The 25,217-nt window shown below is 55.4% G+C and carries 18 protein-coding genes; 10 read left to right on the forward strand and 8 right to left on the reverse strand.

Features of this window, described 5'->3' with window-relative positions:
- Nucleotides 1-101: 101 nt before the first annotated feature.
- Nucleotides 102-1,097, forward strand: a complete 996-nt coding sequence (locus ACOTYN_RS08735; protein ID WP_063434246.1) for an acyltransferase — start codon at nt 102-104, stop codon at nt 1,095-1,097.
- 54 nt (nt 1,098-1,151) lie between these two features.
- Here ACOTYN_RS08735 and xylB read toward each other — a convergent pair whose 3' ends face one another.
- Both xylB and xylA read right to left on the reverse strand, forming a co-directional pair.
- A complete protein-coding gene (gene xylB, locus ACOTYN_RS08740; RefSeq protein WP_063434245.1) occupies nt 1,152-2,606 on the reverse strand; it encodes a xylulokinase in 1,455 nt (484 codons plus the stop codon).
- A 61-nt stretch (nt 2,607-2,667) separates the two neighbouring features.
- Nucleotides 2,668-3,990, reverse strand: coding sequence for a xylose isomerase (gene xylA, locus ACOTYN_RS08745; RefSeq protein WP_086527836.1), 1,323 nt, complete (start codon nt 3,988-3,990; stop codon nt 2,668-2,670).
- Nucleotides 3,991-4,360: 370 nt separating this feature from the next.
- Here xylA and xylF point away from each other — a divergent pair, with 370 nt between their 5' ends.
- The 4 genes from xylF to xylR all read left to right on the forward strand — a co-directional run bounded on the left by xylF (nt 4,361) and on the right by xylR (nt 9,338).
- Nucleotides 4,361-5,353, forward strand: a complete 993-nt coding sequence (xylF, locus tag ACOTYN_RS08750) for a D-xylose ABC transporter substrate-binding protein (protein WP_014882036.1) — start codon at nt 4,361-4,363, stop codon at nt 5,351-5,353.
- A gap of 72 nt (nt 5,354-5,425) precedes the next feature.
- Nucleotides 5,426-6,967: a xylose ABC transporter ATP-binding protein gene (locus ACOTYN_RS08755; protein WP_332957287.1), complete on the forward strand. Its 1,542-nt coding sequence runs from the start codon at nt 5,426-5,428 to the stop codon at nt 6,965-6,967.
- Nucleotides 6,945-8,126 (forward strand): xylose ABC transporter permease XylH, encoded by a 1,182-nt coding sequence (gene xylH, locus ACOTYN_RS08760; RefSeq protein WP_014882034.1) that lies wholly within the window; start codon nt 6,945-6,947, stop codon nt 8,124-8,126. Before ACOTYN_RS08755 ends, xylH begins: the two co-directional genes overlap by 23 nt.
- A 33-nt stretch (nt 8,127-8,159) precedes the next feature.
- Nucleotides 8,160-9,338: a D-xylose utilization transcriptional activator XylR gene (xylR, locus tag ACOTYN_RS08765; protein ID WP_014882033.1), complete on the forward strand. Its 1,179-nt coding sequence runs from the start codon at nt 8,160-8,162 to the stop codon at nt 9,336-9,338.
- Nucleotides 9,339-9,376: 38 nt separating this feature from the next.
- Here xylR and ACOTYN_RS08770 read toward each other — a convergent pair whose 3' ends face one another.
- Nucleotides 9,377-10,201 carry a protein bax gene (locus ACOTYN_RS08770; RefSeq protein ID WP_014882032.1) on the reverse strand — a complete coding sequence of 275 codons (825 nt, stop codon included), beginning with the start codon at nt 10,199-10,201 and terminating at the stop codon, nt 9,377-9,379.
- 314 nt (nt 10,202-10,515) lie between these two features.
- On the opposite strand from ACOTYN_RS08770, the gene ACOTYN_RS08775 reads away from it, so the two are divergent.
- The gene (locus ACOTYN_RS08775; RefSeq protein ID WP_196361595.1) at nt 10,516-12,546 is read left to right on the forward strand and encodes an alpha-amylase; all 2,031 of its coding nucleotides are present in this window, start codon (nt 10,516-10,518) and stop codon (nt 12,544-12,546) included.
- A gap of 198 nt (nt 12,547-12,744) precedes the next feature.
- A complete protein-coding gene (gene avtA / locus ACOTYN_RS08780; RefSeq protein WP_332957292.1) occupies nt 12,745-14,001 on the forward strand; it encodes a valine--pyruvate transaminase in 1,257 nt (418 codons plus the stop codon).
- A 56-nt stretch (nt 14,002-14,057) separates the two neighbouring features.
- Here avtA and ACOTYN_RS08785 read toward each other — a convergent pair whose 3' ends face one another.
- Nucleotides 14,058-14,867 carry an AraC family transcriptional regulator gene (locus tag ACOTYN_RS08785; protein ID WP_014882029.1) on the reverse strand — a complete coding sequence of 270 codons (810 nt, stop codon included), beginning with the start codon at nt 14,865-14,867 and terminating at the stop codon, nt 14,058-14,060.
- Between the two features lie 225 nt (nt 14,868-15,092).
- Between ACOTYN_RS08785 and ACOTYN_RS08790 the strand changes: the two genes are divergently transcribed.
- Together ACOTYN_RS08790 and ACOTYN_RS08795 are read left to right on the forward strand one after the other, a co-directional pair.
- Entirely contained in the window at nt 15,093-16,493 is a 1,401-nt protein-coding gene (locus ACOTYN_RS08790) for an MFS transporter (protein WP_023336562.1), read from the forward strand.
- A gap of 10 nt (nt 16,494-16,503) precedes the next feature.
- On the forward strand, nt 16,504-18,384 hold the full coding sequence (locus tag ACOTYN_RS08795) for a glycoside hydrolase family 127 protein (RefSeq protein WP_332957294.1): 1,881 nt from the start codon (nt 16,504-16,506) through the stop codon (nt 18,382-18,384).
- 74 nt (nt 18,385-18,458) lie between these two features.
- Here the strand turns inward: ACOTYN_RS08795 and ACOTYN_RS08800 are convergent, their stop codons facing one another.
- Nucleotides 18,459-19,199 carry a MipA/OmpV family protein gene (locus tag ACOTYN_RS08800; protein WP_071922719.1) on the reverse strand — a complete coding sequence of 247 codons (741 nt, stop codon included), beginning with the start codon at nt 19,197-19,199 and terminating at the stop codon, nt 18,459-18,461.
- A 116-nt stretch (nt 19,200-19,315) separates the two neighbouring features.
- On the opposite strand from ACOTYN_RS08800, the gene ACOTYN_RS08805 reads away from it, so the two are divergent.
- On the forward strand, nt 19,316-20,281 hold the full coding sequence (locus tag ACOTYN_RS08805) for a LysR family transcriptional regulator (RefSeq protein ID WP_059361794.1): 966 nt from the start codon (nt 19,316-19,318) through the stop codon (nt 20,279-20,281).
- On the opposite strand, the gene aldB is transcribed toward ACOTYN_RS08805, so the two are convergent.
- The 3 genes from aldB to selA form a co-directional block, all read right to left on the reverse strand.
- Nucleotides 20,278-21,816, reverse strand: a complete 1,539-nt coding sequence (gene aldB, locus ACOTYN_RS08810; protein ID WP_014882024.1) for an aldehyde dehydrogenase AldB — start codon at nt 21,814-21,816, stop codon at nt 20,278-20,280. The genes ACOTYN_RS08805 and aldB overlap by 4 nt on opposite strands.
- An 86-nt stretch (nt 21,817-21,902) precedes the next feature.
- Nucleotides 21,903-23,750 carry a selenocysteine-specific translation elongation factor gene (gene selB / locus ACOTYN_RS08815; RefSeq protein WP_023336559.1) on the reverse strand — a complete coding sequence of 616 codons (1,848 nt, stop codon included), beginning with the start codon at nt 23,748-23,750 and terminating at the stop codon, nt 21,903-21,905.
- Nucleotides 23,747-25,132: an L-seryl-tRNA(Sec) selenium transferase gene (selA, locus tag ACOTYN_RS08820; RefSeq protein WP_318594663.1), complete on the reverse strand. Its 1,386-nt coding sequence runs from the start codon at nt 25,130-25,132 to the stop codon at nt 23,747-23,749. The genes selB and selA overlap by 4 nt, the downstream gene beginning before the upstream one ends.
- Between the last annotated feature and the right edge of the window lie 85 nt (nt 25,133-25,217).

Below are 25,217 nucleotides of genomic sequence, written 5' to 3' on the forward strand. Positions count from 1 at the left end.
GCGGTCTTCCGGCAAGCCTGCTGATAAAACTCAGAATTTTCCAAACGAAGACTTTTGGACAATGGCAGTCACACTCCATTTACAGGGAACACGAGGAACTGATGGCGTCAAAAATTAACTGGATTGATAACCTGCGAGGAATAGCGTGTCTGATGGTGGTCATGATCCACACGACGACCTGGTATGTCACGAATGCGCACAGCATCAGCTCTGTTAACTGGGACATTGCCAACATTCTCAACTCTGCGTCTCGCGTCAGCGTCCCGCTGTTTTTTATGATTTCCGGCTTTCTCTTTTTTGGCGAACGTAGCGCGCAACCGAGGCACTTCACCCGCATCGCGGCCTGTCTGGGGTTTTACAGCGCCGTTGCCTTGCTCTATATCACCCTGTTCACCTCAATTAACGCCGGGCTATCACTCAAATATTTGCTGCAAAAACCAGTGTTCTATCACCTGTGGTTTTTCTTCGCCATTATCGTTATCTATCTCGTCTCTCCTCTTATTCAGGTGAAAAACGTCAGCGGGAAAATGCTGCTGGCCCTGATGGTGGTGATTGGCCTCATCGCCAACCCGAATACGGTCTCGCAGAAAATCGACGGATTTGAATGGTTGCCGGTAAATCTCTATATCAACGGCGATACCTTCTATTACGTGCTTTACGGCATGCTGGGGCGCGCCATCGGGATGATGGAGACGCAAAAACGTAGTCTGAACTGGCTTTGTGCGTCGCTGTTTATCGCAGGCGTGGCGGTGATATCGCGCGGGACGCTGCACGAATTGCAGTGGCGCGGTAATTTTGCCGATACCTGGTACCTGTATTGCGGACCGATCGTGTTTCTCTGTGCCGTCTCGCTGCTTACGCTCGTTAAAAACACGCTCAACGCGCGGCCACTCCCGGTCCTGAGCGTGATTTCGCGGCACTCGCTCGGAATTTATGGTTTTCACGCGCTGGTGATCCACGCCCTGCGAACAAGAGGTGTGGAGCTAAAGAGCTGGCCGGTGCTGGATATCATCTGGATTTTTGCCGCCACGCTGGTCATCAGCCTGCTGCTGTCGATGCTGCTGCAAAGAATCGATACGCGCAGGTTTGTAAGTTAGCCAGATGGACGGGGAGTGGTAGGCCGGGTCAGCGCAGCGCCACCCGGCGGATGTTTACGACATCAGCGGCAGCAGCTGCTGATAGATTTTGCGGAACACGTCGCGCCTCTGCGCATAGCGGGCATGGCGTGCTGCGTCAGGCAAGTGCGCCTGTTCAAGCGGAAGCTGCGGTAACAATTGTGAAAGCGGTTTTTCGGGGTTCATGGCTATCTGTGCCAGCCGTGCGGCGCCGAGCGCGGGCCCGACATCGCCACCAGTGCGGAAATCCAGCTGCAATCCGCTGATGTCAGCCAGCATCTGTCGCCAGTAAGGGCTCCGCGCGCCGCCGCCAATCAGGGTGACGCTCGACGGTTTCAGGCCGCAATCATGCACCACGTCCATGCCGTCGGCCAGTGCATAGCCCACACCCTCCAGAACCGCACGCGCCAGCTCAGCCGGGGCATGCTGATGAGTTAAACCAAAGAACACCCCTTTCGCTTCCGGATTGTTGTGCGGCGTTCGCTCACCGGAAAGATACGGTAAAAACCAGATCGTACCCGCGGTGTCATCCGCCTGCTGCGCGGCGGAGATGAGCGCCGGAACATCGGCCATGCCGGTGAGTCTTGCCGCCCAATCCAGGCAAGATGCGGCACTGAGCATCACTGACATCAAATGCCATTTCCCCGGAAGGGCATGGCAGAAACTGTGCACAGCGCTTTCAGGGTTGCTGCGATACCCGTCGCTAACGGCAAAATAGACACCGGACGTTCCCAGCGACAGCATCGCCTGCCCTGCCTCCACCATGCCGACACCCACGGCCCCCGCCGCATTGTCACCGCCTCCGGCCACCACCGGTACGGCTGGCATATTCCAGCGTTCAGCAACGGCTGGCTGCAGCGTGCCTGTCACCTCGCTACCTTCGAACAGCGCGGGCATATGGGCGCGGGTCAGATGGCAGGCATTCAGCATCGCCTCGCTCCAGTCACGTTTCGCCACGTCGAGCCACATCGTGCCCGCCGCGTCAGACATGTCGCTGGCGAAATCACCCGTCATGCGAAAACGCAGATAATCTTTCGGCAGCAGGACTTTCGCCACCTGCCGGAAAATCTCAGGTTCATGACGCTGTACCCACAGAAGTTTCGGTGCGGTAAAACCGGGCATCATCAGGTTGCCGGTGATCTGGCGGGAGGTAGGTACACGTTCCTCAAGAAGCGCACACTCTTCTGCACAGCGGCCATCGTTCCAGAGGATCGCAGGACGCAACACGCGATGCTGGCTATCCAGCAGCGTTGCGCCGTGCATTTGCCCGGCAATCCCCAGCGCTTTGACGTCACGCAGAGCGTGTTTCTCGCCTAGCGCCTTGATGGCACGGTCCGTTGCCTGCCACCACTGCTCCGGGTCCTGTTCCGACCACAGCGGATGCGGACGTGAAACCTGCAGCGTTTCCGTCTGCGTGGCTAACACATCGCCCTGCTCGCTTAACAGGATGGCTTTCACACCCGACGTGCCAAGATCGATCCCGATATACATTACGGTGACTCCTTTAACAGAAATGCCCGGTGGCGCTAACGCTTACCGGGCCTACGTGCTGTTATTTATCGAACAGGTAGTGGTTGACCAGGTTTTCCAGCAACTCCTGGTGCCCGCTCTGGTGCTGCGGCGCCAGCTGCTGCTGTTCAGCGTACTTCGCGATCTCCGCAAGTGATAACTGGCCTTTCAAAATTTGCTGACCCAGCTCACTGTTCCAGCCGCTGTAGCGCTTCGCAACACGCTTATCCAGCTCACCGTCTTCAATCATGCGAGCGGCTACTTTCAGCGCCAGCGCCATGGTGTCCATCGCGCCAATGTGGCCGTAGAACAGATCGTATTTGTCGGTGCTCTGACGACGTACTTTGGCGTCAAAGTTCAGGCCGCCGGTAGTGAAACCACCCGCTTTAATGATTTCGTACATCACCAACGCATTCTCTTCCACGCTGTTCGGGAACTGGTCTGTATCCCAGCCCAGCTGTGCATCGCCGCGGTTAGCATCGACAGAGCCAAAGATGCCCAGTGCAATCGCAGACGCAATCTCGTGATGGAAAGAGTGGCCCGCCAGCGTGGCGTGGTTGGCTTCAATGTTAACTTTAATCTCTTTTTCCAGACCGAACTGTTTCAGGAAGCCATACACCGTCGCCACGTCGTAGTCATACTGGTGCTTGGTCGGTTCCTGCGGTTTCGGCTCAATCAGCAGCGTGCCACGGAAGCCGATTTTGTGCTTATGATCGACAACCATCTGCATAAAGCGGCCAATCTGCTCGCGCTCCTGGCGCAGATCGGTGTTGAGCAGGGTTTCGTAGCCTTCACGGCCGCCCCACAGGACATAGTTTTCGCCGCCCAACTGATGCGTGGCGTTCATGGCCGTCACCACCTGCGTGGCCGCCCAGCTAAACACTTCCGGATCCGGATTGGTTGCCGCGCCCGCGCCGTAGCGTGGGTTAGTGAAGCAGTTTGCGGTGCCCCACAGCAGCTTCACGCCGCTTTGCTGCTGTTTTGCCGCCAGCACATCCACCATCTGCGCGAAATTGTTCAGGTACTCTTTCAGAGACGCACCTTCCGGCGAGACGTCCACATCGTGGAAGCAGTAGTACGGCACGTTCAGCTTGTGGAAGAACTCAAATGCCACATCGGCTTTGCGTTTCGCCAGCTCGATGGCTTCACCCGGCTGCTGCCATGGGCGGTCAAAGGAACCCACACCGAACATATCGGCGCCGTTCCAGCAGAAGGTATGCCAGTAACAGGCGGCAAAGCGCAGATGGTCTTCCATGCGCTTACCCAGTACCAGCTCATCCGGGTTGTAGTGACGAAATGCTAAAGGATTGGTCGTTTTTGGGCCTTCGTAACGAACACGATCGAGTTGGTCGAAATAAGCTTGCATATTGAGCTCCATAATCAGGGTATGCGGCGAGTCGTTGATACAGGAGTAATAGTGAATAGACATTTTGGGTTGCTCAATTACGTTATTTCACACTGCTATTGAGAGAATGCACAACTGTGCGCTGGCTCGCAAAATAATGCGCAGGCAAACTATTTTTCGGCGTAAATTCCAGAATCAAATGTAATTAAGACGTTACGCATTTTAAAATCCGATCGCGGTCATAAATTCAGAAATAAACCAAATATCGTAATGAGAAGATAAAAATCTGTAATTGCCAGCCCGCCTTTCCGCGTTAAAAATTTGCTGCGTCCCAGCAGTGAATGTTTCTTTTATCTCAGCAACACATACCCCTACAAAAGGCCTAATAATTATGAAGATAAAGAACCTGACCCTAACGATCTGCACTACTCTCCTCCTTGTAAGCTTTGCAGGACATGCCAAAGAGGTCAAAATTGGCATGGCGATTGACGACCTGCGCCTGGAGCGCTGGCAAAAAGATCGCGATATCTTTGTGAAAAAAGCGGAATCACTCGGTGCGAATGTCTTTGTTCAGTCAGCGAATGGCAATGAAGAAACGCAAATGTCACAGATCGAGAATATGATTAACCGTGGTGTCGATGTCCTGGTCATTATCCCTTATAACGGCCAGGTATTAAGTAACGTAGTGAAAGAAGCGAAGCAAGAGGGCATAAAAGTTCTCGCTTATGACCGCATGATTAATAATGCGGATATTGATTATTATATTTCGTTCGACAATGAAAAAGTGGGTGAATTACAGGCGCAAAGCCTGATCGACAAAGTGCCTCAGGGCAATTATTTCCTGATGGGTGGCTCTCCGGTAGATAACAACGCCAAACTGTTCCGTGAAGGACAAATGAAAGTCCTTAAACCCTACATCGACAATGGGAAAATTAAGGTGGTTGGCGATCAGTGGGCCGACGGATGGCTGCCAGAAAACGCGCTGAAAATTATGGAAAACGCGCTGACGGCCAACAACAACAAAATTGATGCGGTCGTGGCCTCCAACGATGCCACCGCAGGCGGTGCTATCCAGGCGCTGAGCGCCCAGGGGCTGGCCGGGAAAGTCGCGATCTCCGGGCAGGATGCCGACCTGGCAGGGGTAAAACGCATTATCGCTGGCACACAAACCATGACGGTCTACAAACCGATTACCGAGCTTGCCAATACCGCGGCGGAAATCGCCGTGGAGCTGGGCAATGGCAAGCAGCCTAAAGCAGACGCGACGCTGAATAACGGGCTGAAAGATGTTCCGGCTCGCCTGCTCACGCCAATTGAAGTCAATAAAGAGAACATTGACGCCACCGTGATTAAAGACGGTTTCCACAAGAAGAGCGAACTGTAATCCAGCGCGGCCCCCGCTCTGCGGGGGCGCATCACGTTGTACTGTTCTTCCCTCGGGTTATGTGGAGCAGGTATGCCTTATTTACTTGAAATGAAAAGCATCACCAAGCGCTTCGGCGCAGTGAAGGCCGTCGACAACGTCAGCCTCCGGTTGAACCCCGGCGAAGTGGTTTCGCTGTGCGGCGAGAACGGTTCGGGCAAATCAACGTTGATGAAAGTTCTGTGTGGGATCTACCCACACGGCAGTTACGAAGGCGAAATTGTCTTTGCCGATGAAGTGATCCAGGCGACACACATTCGCGATACCGAACGTAAAGGGATCGCCATTATCCACCAGGAGCTGGCGCTGGTGAAGCATCTCACCGTGCTGGAAAACATCTTCCTTGGAGCCGAGATTTCCCGCCACGGCGTACTGGATTACGACACCATGACGCTCCGCTGTGAAAAGCTGCTGGCGCAGGTGAGCCTCAATATTTCACCGGATACCCGCGTGGGCGATCTGGGTCTGGGGCAACAGCAGCTGGTAGAAATTGCTAAGGCGCTGAACAAACAGGTACGGCTGCTGATCCTCGATGAGCCCACGGCTTCGCTCACCGAACAGGAAACCGCAGTTCTGCTCAATATCATCCGCGATCTGCAAAACCACGGCATCGCCTGTATCTACATTTCGCACAAGCTAAACGAGGTTAAAGCCATTTCGGACACCATCTGTGTCATTCGCGACGGGCAACACATCGGCACGCGCGAAGCGGCAGGCATGAGTGAAGATGACATCATCACCATGATGGTAGGCCGCGAGCTGACGGCGCTCTACCCGAATGAGCCACACGCCAGAGGCGAGGAAGTGCTGCGTGTGGAAAACCTGACCGCGTGGCACCCCGTTAACCGCCACATTAAACGCGTGAATAATGTCTCGTTTTCTCTTCACAGCGGCGAAATTCTCGGGATTGCGGGCCTCGTCGGCGCCGGACGCACGGAGGCCGTACAGTGTCTGTTTGGCGTGTGGCCCGGGCGCTGGGAGGGGACGATTTATATCGACGGCCAGCCAGTGAAAATCGACAACTGCCAGCAGGCGATTGCCCGCGGTATTGCTATGGTGCCGGAAGATCGTAAAAAAGACGGCATCGTACCGGTCATGGCGGTGGGGAAAAACATTACGCTTGCGGCACTCGATCGGTTCTCCGGCGCGCTGACCAGCCTGGACGATGCCGCAGAGCAGCAGTGCATTCTTCAGTCGCTTGCCAGGCTGAAGGTCAAAACGTCCTCCCCGGAACTGGCGATTGGCCGCCTGAGTGGCGGTAACCAGCAGAAAGCGATTCTGGCGCGCTGCCTGCTTCTCAACCCACGCATATTAATCCTCGATGAGCCAACGCGCGGGATTGATATCGGTGCCAAATATGAAATCTACAAACTGATTAATCAGCTTGTTCAGCAAGGGATTGCCGTCATTGTCATTTCGTCTGAGTTACCCGAAGTGCTCGGCCTGAGCGACCGCGTGCTGGTGATGCACGAGGGGAAACTGAAAGCCAACCTGATTAACCAGAACCTGACGCAGGAGCAGGTGATGGAAGCCGCTTTAAGGAGCGAACGTCATGTCGAAAAGCAATCCGTCTGATATCAAAGTCGCCGTTCCGACGCCCGGTGCGTTCGCAGGGCTAAAAGCGCTGAACCTGCAGGTCTTCGTGATGATCGCAGCAATTATCGTCATCATGCTGTTTTTTACCTGGATGACCGATGGCTCATACTTAAGCGCGCGTAACGTCTCTAACCTGCTCCGCCAGACCGCCATTACCGGGATCCTGGCCGTAGGCATGGTGTTCGTCATTATCTCGGCAGAAATTGACCTGTCTGTAGGCTCGATGATGGGCCTGCTCGGCGGCGTGGCGGCTATTTTCGACGTCTGGCTTGGCTGGCCGCTGCCGCTGACCGTGGCGGTGACGCTGGTACTGGGTCTGGTCCTGGGGGCCTGGAACGGCTGGTGGGTTGCCTACCGCAAAGTCCCGTCGTTTATTGTTACCCTGGCGGGGATGCTGGCCTTCCGTGGGATCTTAATCGGGATTACCAACGGCACTACCGTCTCCCCCACCAGCGCCGCCATGTCGCAAATTGGTCAGAGCTACCTCTCCGATAGCGTGGGCTTTACGATTGGCGTGGTAGGTTTGCTGGCGTTTGTCGCCTGGCAGTGGCGGGGGCGCATGCGTCGTCAGGCGCTGGGGCTGGCGTCACCGGCATCAACCTCCGTGGTAGGACGCCATGCGCTGACTGCGGTCATTGTGCTGGGCGCCATCTGGCTTCTTAACGACTATCGCGGTGTTCCGACACCGGTCCTGCTGCTGGCGCTGTTACTGCTGGGCGGGATGTTTATGGCGACGCGCACCGCGTTTGGCCGCCGCATTTATGCCATCGGTGGCAACCTTGAAGCTGCCCGTCTCTCGGGGATCAACGTCGAGCGCACTAAGCTCGCGGTGTTCGCCATTAACGGCCTGATGGTCGCCATCGCCGGGTTGATCCTCAGTTCGCGTCTGGGTGCCGGTTCGCCCTCCGCAGGTAACATCGCCGAGCTGGATGCGATTGCCGCCTGCGTCATTGGCGGCACCAGCCTCGCCGGCGGTATCGGTAGCGTGGCGGGTGCGGTCATGGGGGCATTTATCATGGCGTCGTTGGATAACGGGATGAGTATGATGGACGTCCCGACGTTTTGGCAGTATATCGTCAAGGGGGCCATTCTTTTACTGGCAGTCTGGATGGACTCTGCCACCAAGCGACGAGCCTGATAACCGTATTGTGACTTAATTGGGAAGTGAGCCATGTTTGAAAAGCGTCACCGCATTACGTTGTTATTCAATGCCAATAAAGCCTACGACCGTCAGGTCGTTGAAGGCGTGGGTGAATATTTGCAGGCGTCGCAATCCGAGTGGGATATCTTCATTGAGGAAGACTTCCGCACCCGTCTGGAGAACATCAAAGACTGGCTGGGGGATGGCGTCATCGCTGACTATGACGATCCCGTCATTGAACAGCTGCTGACCGACGTCGACGTCCCGATCGTGGGCGTCGGCGGCTCCTACCATTCCCCCGAAAATTACCCGCCGGTTCACTATATCGCCACCGATAATCATGCCCTGGTCGAAGCCGCTTTTCTTCATTTAAAAGAGAAAGGCGTCCATCGTTTCGCGTTCTATGGTTTACCCGCCACCAGCGGCAAGCGCTGGGCAGTCGAGCGCGAGCATGCGTTTTGCCAGCTGGTCGCGCAGGAGAAGTATCGCGGCGTAGTGTATCAGGGGCTGGAGACGGCTCCGGAAAACTGGCAGCACGCGCAAAACCGGCTGGCGGACTGGCTGCAAACGCTGCCCCCGCAAACCGGCATTATTGCCGTCACCGACGCCCGCGCCCGCCACGTGCTGCAGGTCTGCGAGCATTTACATATCCCGGTGCCCGAGAAGCTGTGCGTGATTGGCATTGATAACGAAGAACTCACCCGCTATCTCTCCCGCGTGGCGCTCTCCTCTGTGGCACAGGGCACCCGTCAGATGGGCTATCAGGCAGCGAAGCTGCTGCATCGTCTGCTGGATAAAGAGTCTCTGCCGCTTCAGCGTTTGCTGGTACCCCCTGTCCGCGTCGTGGAGCGTCGCTCAACCGACTATCGTTCCCTGAGTGACCCGGCCGTCATTCAGGCGATGCACTATATTCGCAACCACGCCTGTAAAGGAATTAAGGTCGATCAGGTTCTGGATTCGGTGGGCATTTCTCGTTCGAATCTGGAGAAGCGTTTCAAAGAAGAAGTGGGCGAAACCATTCATGCCGTCATCCATGCGGAGAAACTGGAGAAAGCCCGCAGCCTGCTCATCTCAACATCACTGTCGATCAACGAAATCTCACAGATGTGCGGTTATCCGTCGCTGCAATATTTCTATTCGGTGTTTCGCAAAGAGTATGACACCACGCCAAAAGAGTATCGGGATCGCCACAGCGAGGTGCTGATATAGAAAAGAAAACGCCTTCATTTAGAAGGCGTTTTTAGTGATTACATATGGGCGGCGATTAAGCGCTGGTTATCCTGGTACATCGCGAACAGATAGTTGTTATAGCTCTGCCCCTTCGTCGAATAACCCTTCAGCTTGTGGATCATCGTACTGGCCGTCACTTCCTGATCCGCTTTACGCAACTGAGCACGTGATTTACGGAAGGATGAGTAGGCCGGATGCGTGTTCAGATTGACCACATAGGCACCCACGGAATCTTTGACTGATTCAAACTGAGAATAGCCTTTCACCTTGCCAGGCGCATTATTACAACGACCTTTCACACACTTCATACCGAAAAGATTGTTGTTATTACGCGCCAGCTTTGACGTTCCCCAGCCGCTTTCGGCTGCCGCCATAGTCGCAACCATGCTATTCGGGATGATATCGACACGTTCAAGGAGAGCATTCCACGGCACACGACGGGTGTTACCGTTCCAGCTCAGCTTGTAGCGCTTCGTGATATCTTTCAGACGCGCGCGTTCTGAAGGCGACCAGCGGCTATCGTACTGTTTGGAAATCAGCCAGTTACGATCCGCAGTAATCGCGGCATTTTGACTCGTGATGTAAGGCATTACCGTCCGGAGAAACGCTTTTTTCCTTGGTGTTCCGGAAGGGTATTTTCGCAAATCAGGAAGTGAACTACTCTTTGCACTATTGCGAGAATACTCTTGTTTACTGCTAACCTTACTACTTGTCGTCTTTATTACGTGGGCTTTCTTACTCGTTGTATCCGTGTGCGTCTTCGCAAGCACCTCACCTGAAAATGCCATGGTGAGTAACATGAGTATCGCAGCCCCATATCGTCGAATGGGAGTCGATATCATTAGGTCTCCTGGTCGGATGTCATCATCCTAACACCTTATTTTTTTCACAAATTTGAGAGCGGAATCTCAAATCATATCAAAAATAGACTTCAAGAGCACGTATAGAAATAGTCCAAATCCGAAACTATGTCACCTGAAACTTGCTTATAAAAACAGCACTCCTGAAAATTTGTGCGCGATATCGCAGATAACTGCCTAATTTTGCGCGGGATCACTCATCCTCACACGTCCTCCTGGCAGAAAGCGCTGGAGGATGAGTTTTTACCCTCCGCCTGATGGCAAACTGGTTAAAAATGCCGCGACAGGAAAATGGAATGAAACGCACCGCTCTGGCTTTTCTGATGCTACCCGCACTGGCACACGCTGACTGGTCATCACCGGGGTTTAATAGTTTTAGCGCCGAAGGCACCGGGATTTTCACCAGCCAGGCAAAGCTTGCGAAGGGTACGCGTCCTCTTACGCTGAGTTTTGACAAGACGTGCTGGCAGCCATCAGAGGCGATAAAACTCAATGAGATGCTGTCGCTCAAACCCTGCGATAGCACGCCGCCGCAGTGGCGCCTTTTCCGCGACGGTGAATATCAGATGCGGATTGATACTCGCTCCGGCACGCCCACACTGCTGCTGACAATTCAGAGTGCAGCAGAACAACCGGTGGCAACCGCTATCCGCCAGTGTCCGAAGTGGGATGGTAAACCGCTGACGCTGAACGTTAGCGATACTTTCCCGGAAGGGACAGTAGTGCGTGATTTCTACAGCAAACAGACCGCGACGGTACAGAACGGAAACATTACCCTGCAGCCCGCCGCTGGCAGTAATGGCCTGCTGCTGCTTGAGCGCGCCGAAACGGATAAACCCGCACCGTTTAGCTGGCAGAACGCCACCGTCTATTTTGTCCTGACCGACCGCTATGTGAACGGTGACCCGAGCAACGACAACAGCTATGGCCGCCATAAAGACGGCATGCAGGAGATTGGCACCTTCCATGGTGGCGACCTCAAGGGACTTGCCAGCAAGCTCGATTATTTACAGCAACTGGGGGTGAATGCGCTCTGGATAAGCTCTCCGCTTGAGCAGATCCATGGTTGGGTAGGCGGGGGGACCAAAGGGGATTTCCCTCACTATGCGTATCATGGCTATTACACCCAGGACTGGACAAAGCTTGATGCCAACATGGGTACCGAAGAAGATTTGCGCCATCTTGTCGATGAAGCACACAAGCGTGGTATCCGCATCCTGTTCGATATCGTCATGAACCACACGGGCTACGCGACGCTAGCAGACATGCAGGCGTATCAGTTTGGCGCGCTGTATTTACAGGGTGATGAGCTGAAAAAAACGCTGGGTGAACACTGGACCGACTGGAAGCCAGGTGCAGGCCAAACCTGGCACAGCTTCAATGACTACATTAACTTCAGCGACAAAGCCGCATGGGAAAAATGGTGGGGCAAGAAATGGATCCGTACCGACATCGGTGATTACGACAACCCTGGCTTTGATGATTTGACGATGTCGCTGGCGTTCCTGCCCGACCTGAAAACGGAATCCACCGTCCCTTCCGGGTTACCCAATTTCTATCAACACAAACCCGATACCCACGCGAAGGCCATCCCGGGATATACCCCGCGCGACTATCTGACTCACTGGCTCAGCCAGTGGGTACGAGACTACGGCATCGACGGTTTTCGGGTCGATACCGCGAAGCACGTCGAGCTTGCAGCCTGGCAGCAGCTAAAAGATCAGACAAGTCAGGCACTGGCGGCCTGGAAAGGGGCGAACCCGGACAAAAAGCTCGACAACGCACCGTTCTGGATGACCGGGGAATCCTGGGGGCACGGGGTGATGCAGAGTGATTATTACCGCCACGGTTTCGATGCGATGATCAACTTTGATTATCAGGATCAGGCGGCAAAGGCGGTGAACTGCCTGGCCGATATCGACCTGACGTGGCAGCAGATGGCAGAAAAGCTGCAAAGCTTCAACGTTCTGAGCTACCTCTCCTCCCATGACACACGCCTGTTCCGCGAAGGTGGTCAGCGCGCGGCTGAGCTGCTCCTGCTGGCACCGGGCAGCGTACAAATCTATTACGGGGATGAATCCGAACGTCCGTTCGGCCCGACGGGCTCCGACCCGCTTCAGGGCACCCGTTCGGATATGAACTGGCAGGATGTCACGGGCACGCAGGCGTCAACCGTCGCCCACTGGCAAATGCTGGGTCAGTTCCGCGCCCGTCACCCGGCGATCGGCGAAGGGAAGCAAACCACGCTGTCGCTGAAAGAAGGGTATGGCTTTGTGCGCGAGCACAAGGGCGATAAAGTCATGGTGGTATGGGCTGGTAATCAATAATCCCCCCCTCACCCTAACCCTCTCTCCACAGGGGAGAGGGCCGGGGTGAGGGGAGAAAAAATCGCCAGAACAATTCACTGAATAAATCCTTACCCGCCACATAAAACAACAAATCCGACCACACCACCCGATTTGCACCAACACGGTGCTAGCGTTATGGTTACCCACTTTCAAAATAAGCTCGACAGATCACCTGCTATGACGTTTTCACTTTTCGGCGACAAATTCACCCGCCATTCAGGCATTACTCGCCTGATGGAGGACCTCAACGACGGGCTGCGCACACCGGGCGCAATCATGCTCGGCGGCGGAAACCCGGCTCAAATTCCGGAGATGAATACCTATTTCCAGACGCTGCTCGCTCAGATGCTGGAAAACGGCAAAGCGACCGATGCGCTCTGCAATTACGACGGTCCTCAGGGTAAAACTGAACTGCTGGCGCTCCTCGCTGGAATGCTGCGTGACGAGCTGGGTTGGGATATCGAACCACAGAATATTGCACTAACAAACGGCAGCCAGAGCGCGTTTTTCTACTTGTTTAACCTGTTCGCTGGACGTCGCGCCGACGGCACGACCAAAAAAGTGCTGTTCCCGCTGGCCCCGGAATATATCGGCTATGCCGATTCCGGTCTGGAAGAGGATCTGTTCGTCTCCGCACGCCCTAACATTGAGCTGCTGCCGGAAGGCCAGTTCAAATATCACGTCGATTTTGAACATCTGCATATCGGTGAAGAGACGGGCATGATCTGCGTCTCCCGTCCGACTAACCCGACGGGCAACGTCATTACCGACGACGAGCTGATGAAGCTGGATGCGCTGGCAAATCAGCACGGCATTCCGCTGGTGATCGATAACGCCTACGGCGTGCCGTTCCCGAGCATTATCTTCAGCGAAGCGCGTCCGCTGTGGAACCCGAATATCGTTCTGTGTATGAGCCTCTCTAAGCTGGGCCTGCCGGGTAGCCGCTGCGGCATTATCATCGCCAACGAGAAAATCATCACCGCCATTACCAATATGAACGGCATTATCAGCCTTTCACCGGGCGGCATCGGTCCGGCAATGATGTGTGAAATGATTAAGCGCAACGACCTGCTGCGTCTGTCTAACGAGGTTATCAAGCCGTTTTATTATCAGCGCGTTCAGGAAACCATCGCGACGATTCGCCGCTACCTGCCGGAAGAGCGCTGCCTGATCCACAAACCTGAAGGGGCGATTTTCCTCTGGCTGTGGTTTAAGGACCTGCCGATCACCACCGAACTGCTCTACCAGCGTCTGAAAAAACGCGGTGTGTTGATGGTGCCGGGTGATTACTTCTTCCCGGGTCTGGATAAGCCGTGGCCGCACACGCACCAGTGCATGCGTATGAACTACGTGCCCGATCCGGAAAAAATTGAAGCGGGCGTCAAAATTCTCGCCGAAGAAATCGAAAAAGCCTGGCTCGAAGACGGTCAGTGACGCGTTACGCCAGATGATGCTGCACAGCGGGCATAATCTGGCGACCCCGAGGCAGGTCAACCAGAATTAATATGCTCTTTACAGTACCGCCGTTTCCAGACGGCGGGCGTTAGACCGGTGTGCTTAGAAAAAATCTGTCGAAAATAGCCCACATCATTAAAACCGCAGCGTGTCGCTACTTCGGTTAATGATGCGGCCTCGTTGAGCAGTAATTTTTCTGCCGCCCGGACACGCTGGCGATGAATGGCCTCCGTCAGGGTTAAATGAAATGTCCGGCGAAATACTCGCCCAAGATAATCCGCATTGCAGTGCAGCTCTTTTGCCAGTAGCGACGTTGAAAGCGGTAAATGAAACTGTGTGCGAATAAGCTGTTTCGCCTTCCACGCCATGGCCGCGCCGGCTTCATTGGCGCTGTCTTCATATCCGGAAGGACGGGAAATTTGCTGTAAGATCAGCAGTAAAATGATTTCAAGCGCCATGGTTCGCTGTAATTTCTCCTGCTCGCTTAAGAACTGGCGGAAAAGAGAAATGACAGACTGGGCGTCCCTCACGCGACAATGCTGTTCTATCGCCAGATTGGGTTGTGAAGAGGGGTAATGTTCAATCTCAAAATGCAGCCAGTAAAATTTAAGATCGACAGGGAATTCGCCTACGCCCACGTGTCGCCTGTCAGGCCAAAGCAGTAACGTCTCCCCTGCACGCACCTCAAACACCGTATTTTCTTCCTGGATCGTTAATGTCCCTTTTTCGACAAAAATAATCTCCCACGATGTTAATTTCCGCGCAGGATGGCGACCCACGCCCCTGGAAATAAATAGCCCGCCATTTTGGACCTTAATCGGAAGCGCTATGGATAATTCGAGCATGGATATTCACCATTCCGCTTTTATTGCCATCAATATTCAATTTACGCATTGATTATTAACTAATATCTGAATAACTGTCCGATCGAAATCACATTTTCTTCATCAGGTCGGAATCGTCACCTTTTTATACTTTTCCCTTCCCTTGTTGGCCTTGCCGTTCAATGCAGAATAAATGGGTACCTTGCATAAATACGATAATAAATTCGTTCATCGAGGAGTTACTTCATGACTTCCACACCGATTACTGAATCAGACGTGACACAAGGGGCGGCAGATGACCGGCTGTCCGTCCGCGAAAAAATTGGCTACGGCCTGGGTGATGCGGGCGGGACGGTAATTACCTGCCTGATCATGAATTTCCTGACCTTTTTCTATACCGATGTCTTTGGCCTCACTCCCGCGCTCGTGGGCACGCTATTTATTGCTCTTCGTGTGTTTGATGCCATCTCCGATCCGGTGATGGGCGTGATTGCTGACCGCACGCAGAGCCGCTGGGGACGTTTTCGTCCCTGGCAGCTATGGGTGGCGCTCCCCATCGGGGTTATTGGCGTGCTGACGTTCACCGTACCGGAAGCCAGCATGGGGGTGAAAATCGCCTGGGCGTTTGGTACCTATTTGCTGTTGTCCGTTGGTTATACCGCCATTAACGTGCCCTACTGCGCGCTGATTAACACCATGACTACCCGACACAACGAGGTGATCGCCTGCCAGTCATGGCGCTTTGTGCTGTGCGGCGTGGCGGGATTTCTGGTCTCTGTGGGATTGCCATGGCTGGTCGCGGAGCTCGGTCAGGGCGATGCCGCAAAGGGTTATCAGCTTGGCGTCGGCGTCCTGTGTGCTATCGCCGTGGTGATGTTTCTCTGCTGCTTCTTCTGGGTTCGCGAGCGCGTTCCGCTGGCGCTGATGGGTAAATTCACCTTACGCGAGCACCTTGCGGGCCTGCGTAAAAACGATCAACTGCTCCTGATGCTGGTGATGTCGTTTCTGCTGATCAACGTTTTCAACATTCGCGGCGGCGGATACATGTACTTCATCACCTACGTCCTGCAGGGCAGCACGGCCTATACCTCGCTGTTTTTCACGATGGTGACTTTTGCGGCCATTCTGGGTGCGGTGATCGTCAATCCGCTGTCGCGCCGTATTGATACCGTCAAACTCTACTACTACACCAACCTGGTGCTCGCTGCGCTTGCGGTGGGCATGTGGTTTCTGCCGGGAGGCCCGGCGCACCAGACGCTCTGGCTAGTGATTATTTTAAGCAACGGCGTGATCCTCGGTTTTACCCTGCCACTGCACTTCTCGCTGATGGCTTTTGCCGATGACTACGGTGAATGGAAAAACGGCGTGCGCTCATCGGGCATGAACTTCGCCTTCAACCTGTTTTTCATCAAGCTCGCATGGGCATCCAGCGCCGGGATCATCAGCCTGGTGTTTATCACCGTAGCCTATCAGCCGGGCATGGGTAACCAGACGCCAGCCTCGTTACAGGGCATCACCGCCATGGAGACACTGCTGCCTGCCCTTTTCCATCTGCTGCTGGCGGTCACTATCCGCTGGTGCAGGCTTAACAATCCACTGATGTCGCGCATTGCCACCGATCTGCGCCAGCGTCATGTCCCTTCCTGAGGAGAATACGATGTCCGTAATGGAACCCGATCTGCACCAACTGAAAATCAATGACCCGTTTCTCGGGCAGTATCAACGACTGGTCCGTGATGTGGTGATCCCCTACCAGTGGGATGCGCTGAACGATCGCGTGGCAGAGGCTGAACCCAGCCACGCCATTACCAACTTCCGCATTGCCGCGGGTCTGGAAGAGGGTGAATTCTACGGGATGGTGTTTCAGGACAGCGACGTGGCGAAATGGCTGGAGGCCGTGGCGTGGTCGCTATGCCAGAAACCGGATGCTGAACTGGAAAAAACCGCCGACGAGGTCATTGAACTGATTGCCGCAGCACAGTGTGAAGATGGCTATCTCAATACGTACTTTACGGTTAAGGCCCCCGAGGCGCGCTGGACCAATCTGGCCGAATGCCACGAGCTGTACTGCGCCGGGCATATGATTGAGGCTGGCGTGGCCTGGTTTCAGGGAACCGGTAAACGCAACCTGCTGGATGTGGTGTGCAGGCTGGCAGACCATATCGACAGCGTGTTTGGCCCTGGCGAAACGCAGCTGCACGGTTATCCTGGCCACCCGGAAATCGAGCTGGCGCTGATGCGGCTGTACGACGTCACGGAGGAACCACGCTACCTCAATCTGGTGAAATACTTTATTGAGGAACGCGGCGCCCAGCCTCACTTCTACGATATCGAGTACGAGAAGCGTGGCAAAACGTCATACTGGAATACCTATGGACCTGCGTGGATGGTCAAGGACAAAGCCTACAGCCAGGCACATCAACCTCTTGCTGAACAACAAACGGCCATCGGCCATGCGGTACGCTTTGTCTACCTGATGGCGGGCATGGCGCAGCGCCAGCTGTACATTACCGGCGGGATTGGCTCGCAAAGTAGCGGCGAGGCATTCAGCAGCGATTACGATCTGCCCAACGATACGGTGTACGCGGAAAGCTGCGCCTCCATTGGCCTGATGATGTTTGCCCGCCGGATGCTCGAGATGGAGGCAGACAGCCACTACGCCGACGTGATGGAGCGCGCGTTATACAACACGGTACTCGGCGGCATGGCGCTGGACGGAAAACACTTCTTCTATGTGAACCCGCTGGAGGTACATCCGAAAACGCTGGCGTTCAACCATATCTACGATCACGTGAAGCCCGTCCGCCAGCGATGGTTCGGCTGCGCCTGCTGTCCGCCTAATATCGCCCGCGTGCTGACCTCACTGGGACATTACATTTATACCGTTCGCCCGGATGCCCTGTTGATCAACCTGTATGTGGGGAACGATGTCGCCATACAGATTGATGAAAACACACTCCGGCTACGTATTAGCGGTAACTATCCGTGGCAGGATCAGGTGACCATCGAAATAACCTCGCCTGTTCCGGTGACTCACACGCTGGCCCTGCGGCTGCCGGACTGGTGCGCCGAACCGGCTGTTTCGCTGAATGGTGAACGCGTCACCGGTGAGGTCGTTCGTGGATATCTTTACCTCAACCGTTGCTGGCATGAGGGCGACACGCTGACTCTGACACTCCCTATGCCGGTTCGCCGCGTGTACGGTAACCCGCAGGTGCGCCAGCAGGCAGGTAAAGTCGCGCTTCAGCGCGGGCCCCTGGTTTACTGTCTGGAAGAAGCTGATAACGGCGCAAATCTGCATAACCTCTCTTTGCCTGAAAACAGTGCGTTCCGGGTATTTGAAGGCAAAGGCATTTTCGCGCACAAAATGTTGATACAGGCGGAGGGGCGCGGTTATCACGCGAAGGATACGGATGCGCTGTGGCAGTACGATCGCTCGCCGGTACAGCGTCAGCCCCAGACGCTGACCTTTATTCCCTGGTTCAGTTGGGCAAACCGGGGAGAAGGGGAGATGCGGATATGGGTGGATGAAGGCTGAATATTTGCGGTCCGTTGCCCTCCCCCCGGACTGTACACACCCACGGGGAGAGGGAGTAAACCGGCTTTAAGGTATCAGAAGCGCCAGGTCAGCCCGGTCATCAGCACGAAGCTGTCGTCGCGGTCGATCATCGGGCTGTTCTTCACGTCGTCAGGCAACACGGTGTAGACCGCGCTGGCGTTAAGGTACAGCTTCTGGGTTAACTGATATTTAGCCGCCAGGCCAACGTATGGCGTCCAGCTGTCACCGGCGGTGTATTGCTTCAGACCTGAGCGGCGAGACTCGTTGCCGGATACGCCGTAGTAGTAGTCGTTGTAGCTTTCGTCACTGTAGAACACACCGACAGATGGCGTCAGGGTCAGGCGCTCCATCCTGATGGGGCGAAAGTAGGAGACTTCCCCAATCATGCCGCCGCTTTCATCCGTGGCATCGCCAGAGACCGCCACTTTCAGAGAACCCCAGCTTTCATGACGATAGTACGCGCCACCGAGGAAAGCGGACGCCTTACGCTCATCAAGCTGTTTCATCTGATGGTCGTCATTGTCATCGGGATCAAAATGCAGCGGCATCCATGATGCGGTCAGGCTGAGTTCATTTTTTGCGTCTTTCCACAGGATCCAGCCGCCCGTGGTCTGGCGCACGTAAAAACGATCGCTTTCGTAGCTGATTAACGGCACCGCAGTGGTATTTTCGTTATACCCCTTATAAGGAGACTCATTAAATACAGCCCCCGCCCCTATTGAAAAGTCACCGGCCATTGCAGACGTGGCTGCAAATAACGTGGCAGCGATAAGTAAATTGTATTTAATAGTCATCAAAGTAATCCATTTAAACGCCAAACAAGCGGGGCGAATAATAATGGTTACAAATTTGCCAATGCAACGCTGCGGTTTATATAATATTATATATATAATGATATAGATGGGTGCGCATGATGAGTAAATTACAACTAAAGCCACGCGAATTAAAAATAATCTCCGTCATTGCCGCCACTCACAGCATTGGTGATGCTGCTGCCCTGTTGGGTATGGCGCAGGCTAACGTCAGTAAATATCTCTCTGATTTTGAAGCGCGGGTTGGACTAAAGGTTTTTGAGCGCACGACCCGTCAGCTTGCGCTTACCCAGTTTGGTGAAGCGTTACTTCCCTATATTGACGCTTCGCTGGACAAAAACGATCAGCTCGTGAATTTCATTGCCGATTATAAGCATGAAAAGCGGGGCAAAGTGACCCTTTACGCGCCCACGGGAATTGTCACCTACCTCGCGCGCCATGTCATCCATCAGATAAAAGACATCGGCGACATTCGTATCTCCCTGAAAACGTACAACCTGGACCGCAATGAATTTTCAGAAGGCGTTTCCTTCCCGGATGACTGCGATATTTTAATTACCTATGCACAACCAAAAGATGGAAGTCTGGTCGCCAGCGTATTAACGAAATATTCCGTTACGGCATTCGCCACTCAGGAATATTTAAATAATCATCCGTTAGCCGGACCTGACGATTTAATTAATCACTCATGTATTCTGATCGATTCCATGCTGGTCGACGATGCAAATATCTGGCGTTTTCGTACCCATGGTAGTGATAACGTGCAAGATTACAGGGTGACCGGAAATTATATTTGCGACAACACGCAGACGGCGCTGGAGCTGGCAAGAAATAACCTTGGCATCGTATTCGCACCTAAAGAGAGCCTGAAAAAAGAATTAGCGCAAGGCATGCTGGTTCCCTGCTTCCCGCATCAGGAAGAGTGGTGGCTCGATCTGACCGCGATATTCCGAAAACGTGAATACCAGCCCTGGCGTGTGCAGTACGTCCTTGATGGCGTCCTCAATTGCCTGCGCCAGCAAATTGCTCAGGCCGCCCAGGGACGGCCTGAGCAGGGCGACTAGAACAGGCCCAGCGGTTTATCGGAGTAGCTGACCAGCAAACATTTCGTCTGCTGGTAATGCTCCAGCATCATCTTGTGGGTTTCACGCCCGATGCCGGATTGCTTATAACCCCCAAATGCGGCGTGTGCCGGATAGGCGTGATAGCAGTTGGTCCAGACGCGCCCGGCCTGAATGCCCCGGCCCATTTTATAGGCCAGATTACCGTTGCGGCTCCAGACGCCTGCCCCCAGGCCATACGGCGTGTCGTTGGCAATCTCCAGTGCCTCCTCCATCGTTTTGAAGGTGGTCACCGCCAGCACCGGTCCGAAAATCTCCTCCTGGAAGACGCGCATGTTGTTCTTGCCAAACAGGATCGTCGGCTCAAGGTAATACCCGTCCTGCAGATCGCCACCAAGTACCTTACGGCGGCCGCCGGTCAGGATATCTGCGCCCTCTTTCTTGCCGATATCAATGTAGTTGAGGATGGTCTCCAGCTGTCCATGTGAGACCTGCGCCCCCATCTGCGTAACGTTATCGAGCGGGTTCCCGCTGCGGATAGATTCGACGCGGCGAATGGCGCGCTCCATGAAGCGTTCATAGATAGACTCCTGCACCAGCGCGCGACTCGGGCAGGTACAGACTTCACCCTGGTTAAACGCAAACAGCGCAAACCCTTCCAGGGCTTTATCGAAGAAGGCATCCTCTTCTTCCATCACGTCTGCAAAGAAGATGTTCGGGGATTTTCCCCCGAGCTCAAGCGTCACCGGAATGATGTTCTGCGTGGCGTACTGCATGATCTGCTGGCCCACTTCCGTCGACCCGGTAAATGCCACTTTGGCGATACGTTTAGACGTAGCCAGATACTCCCCTATCTCGCCACCCGCACCGTTCACCACGTTAATCACGCCCGGCGGCAGGAGATCGCCAACGATTTCCATCAGCAGCAGAACCGAAAGCGGGGTCAGACGCGCCGGTTTGAGCACAATGCAGTTGCCTGCTGCCAGCGCGGGCGCCATTTTCCAGCTCGCCATCAGCAGCGGGAAGTTCCACGGAATAATTTGCCCTACCACGCCCAGCGGTTCGTGGAAGTGATACGCCACGGTGTCGCTGTCGACCTCGCTGATTCCGCCCTCCTGAGCGCGAATACAGGAGGCAAAATAGCGGAAGTGGTCAATGGCCAGCGGCACGTCTGCCGCCATCGTTTCCCGGATCGGCTTGCCGTTATCCCAGGTTTCTGCCGTCGCCAGCAGTTCCAGATTCTGCTCCATCCGGTCAGCGATTTTGAACAGAATGGCCGCCCGATCCTGAACGGAGGTATGCCCCCATTTGTCTTTCGCGTTGTGCGCCGCATCCAGCGCCAGATCGATATCGCGCTTGCCGGAGCTGGCTATTTCACACAGCGGCTGGCCGGTAACGGGGGTCAGGTTGGAATAGTATTCGCCGTCGACGGGGGCCACCCAGTCGCCGCCAATAAAGTTGTCATAACGAGGCTTTAGCTTGAGGGGAAAACCATACTCGCCAGGCTGGATACGCGAAGAGGGAGGATTGTTTGTCATGACCGTCTCCTTGCTGTTGGTGTACAACAAGGGTAGTCCCGGCTGGCGATTTTCTCGCCAACCGGTAACGGTGTTTACGACGGGGGTCACGGAGTTTCAGGAAATAATAACGAATCTCGCAGAACATGGTCGTTACCGCGGCGACGCGTAAACCCAATACGATTGAAATATTCCAGGATCTGAATCGCCAGCTTGCGCCCTACGTTCAGCCGATCGCGAAAATCGGCTGCACAGGTAGAGCCGCGCGCCTGATCCAGCTCGCGGATCAGGTTAGCAAACGCCACAATGCGATCGTTACGGTAATAACGATCTTTCACGATCGCAACTATCAGCCCCTGCTGCGCCGCGTGGCGTAATACCTGACGCATCGCCTGCTCGTCGGTGTTCGTTTCGCGCGCCAGATCGCGAACCCACCACGGCTCATCACCAAACAGCGAAGCCACTTTCTGCCAGATAACCTCCTGCTCTGCGGTGAATCCGGCTTTGTGATCCGGCAGGTGCAGCCAGCCGTGGTGGCTTTTAATCACCCCGCTTTCGCGCATGTTTTCAATCAGCAGCAGCACCAGCGCATCGTCTTCCATCGGCAGCGCCATGCGGCGCAGACGCTCACGCCCCGGACCAGGCTCATCCTGATGCTGTTCATGATACGTCGCGAGAGTGGTGAGTATTTTGCGCTGCCAGCGTGCGGCAACCGGGGCATTCAACAGGCTATTACCGGCCTGAATAAAGCCCGGCTGCCGGGTCAGCGGGTCTAATCCTTCCCTGCTCAGCTGGCGTGCCCAGGCAAAATCACCCAGGTTCACTGCACCGCGATCGAGATGCACCCGCAGCGCGGCGTTATCATCAGGGGCCTGTGCCAGCGCGGCCAGCCATTGCAGATATTCCGGTTTACGCTTGCCGCGTCGCGGCGAGTTAAGCGCCACCACCCGTGCCCCGGCCAGCGTTTCCCGCGCGGAGATATCCCGCAGAACCAGACGGTCGTTGTCTGCAAGCCAGAGCGGTGAATCGAAAACCAGTTCAGCAAGATCGTTTTCCAGCAGCGACACGCGTCCGGTGATATGGCTGGCCGCGTGGTGAATATGCAGCGGCTGCCACTGAGTCAGCGGCACATTCGTCTGCAGAGAGACAATCACGCGTTCAGACGGCTCTGGCGGAGCATCGGCCAGCAGCCAGTCGCCGCGGTTAAGCTGCTCTTTTTCCGCATCTCCGGCAATATTCAGCGCGATCCGCTGCCCGGCATGCGCCTGCTCTGCGGGCTGGTTCTGTGCATGTAAGCCGCGCACGCGCATCGGTTTGTTAACGCCCGTCAGCCACAGGCTATCGCCCACCTTCACTTCACCGCTCAACGCGGTACCGGTGACCACCAGGCCCGCCCCTTTTACGGTAAATGCCCGATCAATCGCCAGACGGAAGCGATGATGATTTGCGTGGTCACGTGACGTCAGTTGCTGCAAATGGTGACGAAGTTCGTCGATGCCGCGGCCTTCGGTGGCCACGGTGACAAAAATCGGCGCATCGGCAAAACCATACTCCCGTAAGGTGGCCTGCACCCCTTCGCGCACCTCGCCGACGCGCGCGTCATCCACGCGGTCAGCTTTCGTCAGCGCTACGGTCAGCTGCGGGTTGCCGGTCAGCTGGAGGATTGCCAGATGCTCGCGGGTTTGCGCCATCACGCCGTCATCGCAGGCCACGACCAGCAGGGCATGATCGATACCCCCCACCCCCGCCAGCATGTTAGACAGAAACTTCTCGTGCCCTGGTACATCAATAAAACCCAGCACGCGGCCGTCTGGCTGGGGCCAGTAGGCATAGCCCAGGTCGATAGTCATGCCGCGCTTTTTCTCTTCCGGCAGACGATCGGCGTTTATGCCAGTAATCGCCTGCAGCAACGTAGTTTTTCCGTGGTCGACATGACCGGCGGTGGCAATAATCATTTCATCAACATCTCCAGAAATCGCTCTTCATCATCAAGGCAGCGCAGATCCAGCCACATTCGTCCATCGTAAATCCGCCCGATAACCGGCACAGGCATGGCGCGCCAGCGTAACGACAGGGCCTCCAGGTGGCTGCCGCGCCCGTCACGCGGGGTAAACGTGAGCGCTTCGCTCGGCAGCCTGTCCACCGGCAGCGAACCGCTGCCAATCTGCGACTGGCAGGGCTCAATCCGAACGTCAAAATCAGGGTAGTGCGGGGCGATGCGCGGCAGCAATAACTCGGCCTGCGCACGAATCGAGGCGGCATCACGGGTTAAGAGACGCAGCACAGGCAGGCGGTCGGCCAGCTTCTCCGGATGGAGATAGAGCCGCAGCGTCGCATCCAGCGCGGCAAGGGTCATTTTATCGGCTCGCAGGGCGCGCTTGAGCGGATGCTGCTGCAGCCGGGCAATCAGCTCGCGTTTGCCGACGATAATCCCGGCCTGCGGCCCGCCCAGCAGTTTGTCGCCGGAAAAACTCACCAGGCTGACGCCCGCCGCAATCATCTCTTGCGGCATCGGTTCTTTTGGCAAGCCGTACTGGCTCAGGTCCACCAGCGAACCGCTGCCGAGATCGGCAATCACCGGGAGATTCAGTTCGCGCCCAATCTCCGCCAGCTCGGCCTCATCAACCGTTTTGGTGAAGCCTTCAATCTGATAATTGCTGGTGTGAACCTTCATCAGCAGGGCGGTGTTTTCATTCACCGCTGCGCGATAATCTTTCGCATGGGTACGGTTGGTGGTACCGACCTCATGCAGCGTGCAGCCCGCCTGGCGCATCACGTCCGGGATGCGAAACGCCCCGCCAATTTCCACCAGCTCGCCGCGGGATACCACCACCTCTTTGCCACTGGCGGTGGCCGCCAGCATTAGCAGCACCGCTGCGGCGTTGTTATTCACAATGCAGGCATCTTCCGCACCAGTCAGCTGGCACAGCAGATCCGCCAGGGCACGATCGCGATGCCCGCGTCCTGCGCCGTCCAGATCGTACTCCAGCGTCACCGGCGTTCGCATGGCCTGCCCGACCGCAGCCACGGCCTCTTCCGCCTGCTGCGCGCGGCCCAGGTTGGTGTGCAGCACGGTACCGGTAAGGTTGATCACCGGGCGTAATGCGCTTTGCGCGTTCTTGTCCAGCCGATGTTCCACTTCCAGCTCCCACGCGCTACACCAGCCGGGCAAGCTATTTTCTGCCTGAATGGCGCATCGGGCTTCGTCCTGAAGCAGGCGTAACATCTCAACCGTCGCGGTATGGCCGAAACGCTCCACAACAGCATGAATGCGAGGTTCGCGAAGAAGACGATCGGTAGCGGGGATCTGGCTGTAGAGCGAATGATGAGTAGTCATGAAAGCGCCTGGCGAGTAAATATCTTCCCCCCTCCCGACGGGAGAGGGAGTTAACATGTGGAGAGATTGTACCGCCTCCTGCAGC

It is taken from the genome of Enterobacter cloacae complex sp. IR5458 (assembly GCF_049238025.1).
Classification (GTDB): domain Bacteria; phylum Pseudomonadota; class Gammaproteobacteria; order Enterobacterales; family Enterobacteriaceae; genus Enterobacter; species Enterobacter kobei.

Excerpts from the sequence above, each read along its gene's own strand:
- ACOTYN_RS08785 (WP_014882029.1), bottom strand. The coding sequence starts at position 14,867 with ATGCTCGAATTATCCATAGCGCTTCCGATTAAGGTCCAAAATGGCGGG.
- xylA (WP_086527836.1), bottom strand. The coding sequence starts at position 3,990 with ATGCAAGCTTATTTCGACCAACTCGATCGTGTTCGTTACGAAGGCCCA.
- ACOTYN_RS08795 (WP_332957294.1), top strand. The coding sequence starts at position 16,504 with ATGTCCGTAATGGAACCCGATCTGCACCAACTGAAAATCAATGACCCG.
- ACOTYN_RS08770 (WP_014882032.1), bottom strand. The coding sequence starts at position 10,201 with ATGATATCGACTCCCATTCGACGATATGGGGCTGCGATACTCATGTTA.
- xylF (WP_014882036.1), top strand. The coding sequence starts at position 4,361 with ATGAAGATAAAGAACCTGACCCTAACGATCTGCACTACTCTCCTCCTT.
- xylR (WP_014882033.1), top strand. The coding sequence starts at position 8,160 with ATGTTTGAAAAGCGTCACCGCATTACGTTGTTATTCAATGCCAATAAA.
- ACOTYN_RS08755 (WP_332957287.1), top strand. The coding sequence starts at position 5,426 with ATGCCTTATTTACTTGAAATGAAAAGCATCACCAAGCGCTTCGGCGCA.
- xylB (WP_063434245.1), bottom strand. The coding sequence starts at position 2,606 with ATGTATATCGGGATCGATCTTGGCACGTCGGGTGTGAAAGCCATCCTG.
- ACOTYN_RS08800 (WP_071922719.1), bottom strand. The coding sequence starts at position 19,199 with ATGACTATTAAATACAATTTACTTATCGCTGCCACGTTATTTGCAGCC.
- ACOTYN_RS08775 (WP_196361595.1), top strand. The coding sequence starts at position 10,516 with ATGAAACGCACCGCTCTGGCTTTTCTGATGCTACCCGCACTGGCACAC.
- avtA (WP_332957292.1), top strand. The coding sequence starts at position 12,745 with ATGACGTTTTCACTTTTCGGCGACAAATTCACCCGCCATTCAGGCATT.
- ACOTYN_RS08735 (WP_063434246.1), top strand. The coding sequence starts at position 102 with ATGGCGTCAAAAATTAACTGGATTGATAACCTGCGAGGAATAGCGTGT.
- aldB (WP_014882024.1), bottom strand. The coding sequence starts at position 21,816 with ATGACAAACAATCCTCCCTCTTCGCGTATCCAGCCTGGCGAGTATGGT.
- ACOTYN_RS08805 (WP_059361794.1), top strand. The coding sequence starts at position 19,316 with ATGATGAGTAAATTACAACTAAAGCCACGCGAATTAAAAATAATCTCC.
- ACOTYN_RS08790 (WP_023336562.1), top strand. The coding sequence starts at position 15,093 with ATGACTTCCACACCGATTACTGAATCAGACGTGACACAAGGGGCGGCA.
- selA (WP_318594663.1), bottom strand. The coding sequence starts at position 25,132 with ATGACTACTCATCATTCGCTCTACAGCCAGATCCCCGCTACCGATCGT.
- xylH (WP_014882034.1), top strand. The coding sequence starts at position 6,945 with ATGTCGAAAAGCAATCCGTCTGATATCAAAGTCGCCGTTCCGACGCCC.
- selB (WP_023336559.1), bottom strand. The coding sequence starts at position 23,750 with ATGATTATTGCCACCGCCGGTCATGTCGACCACGGAAAAACTACGTTG.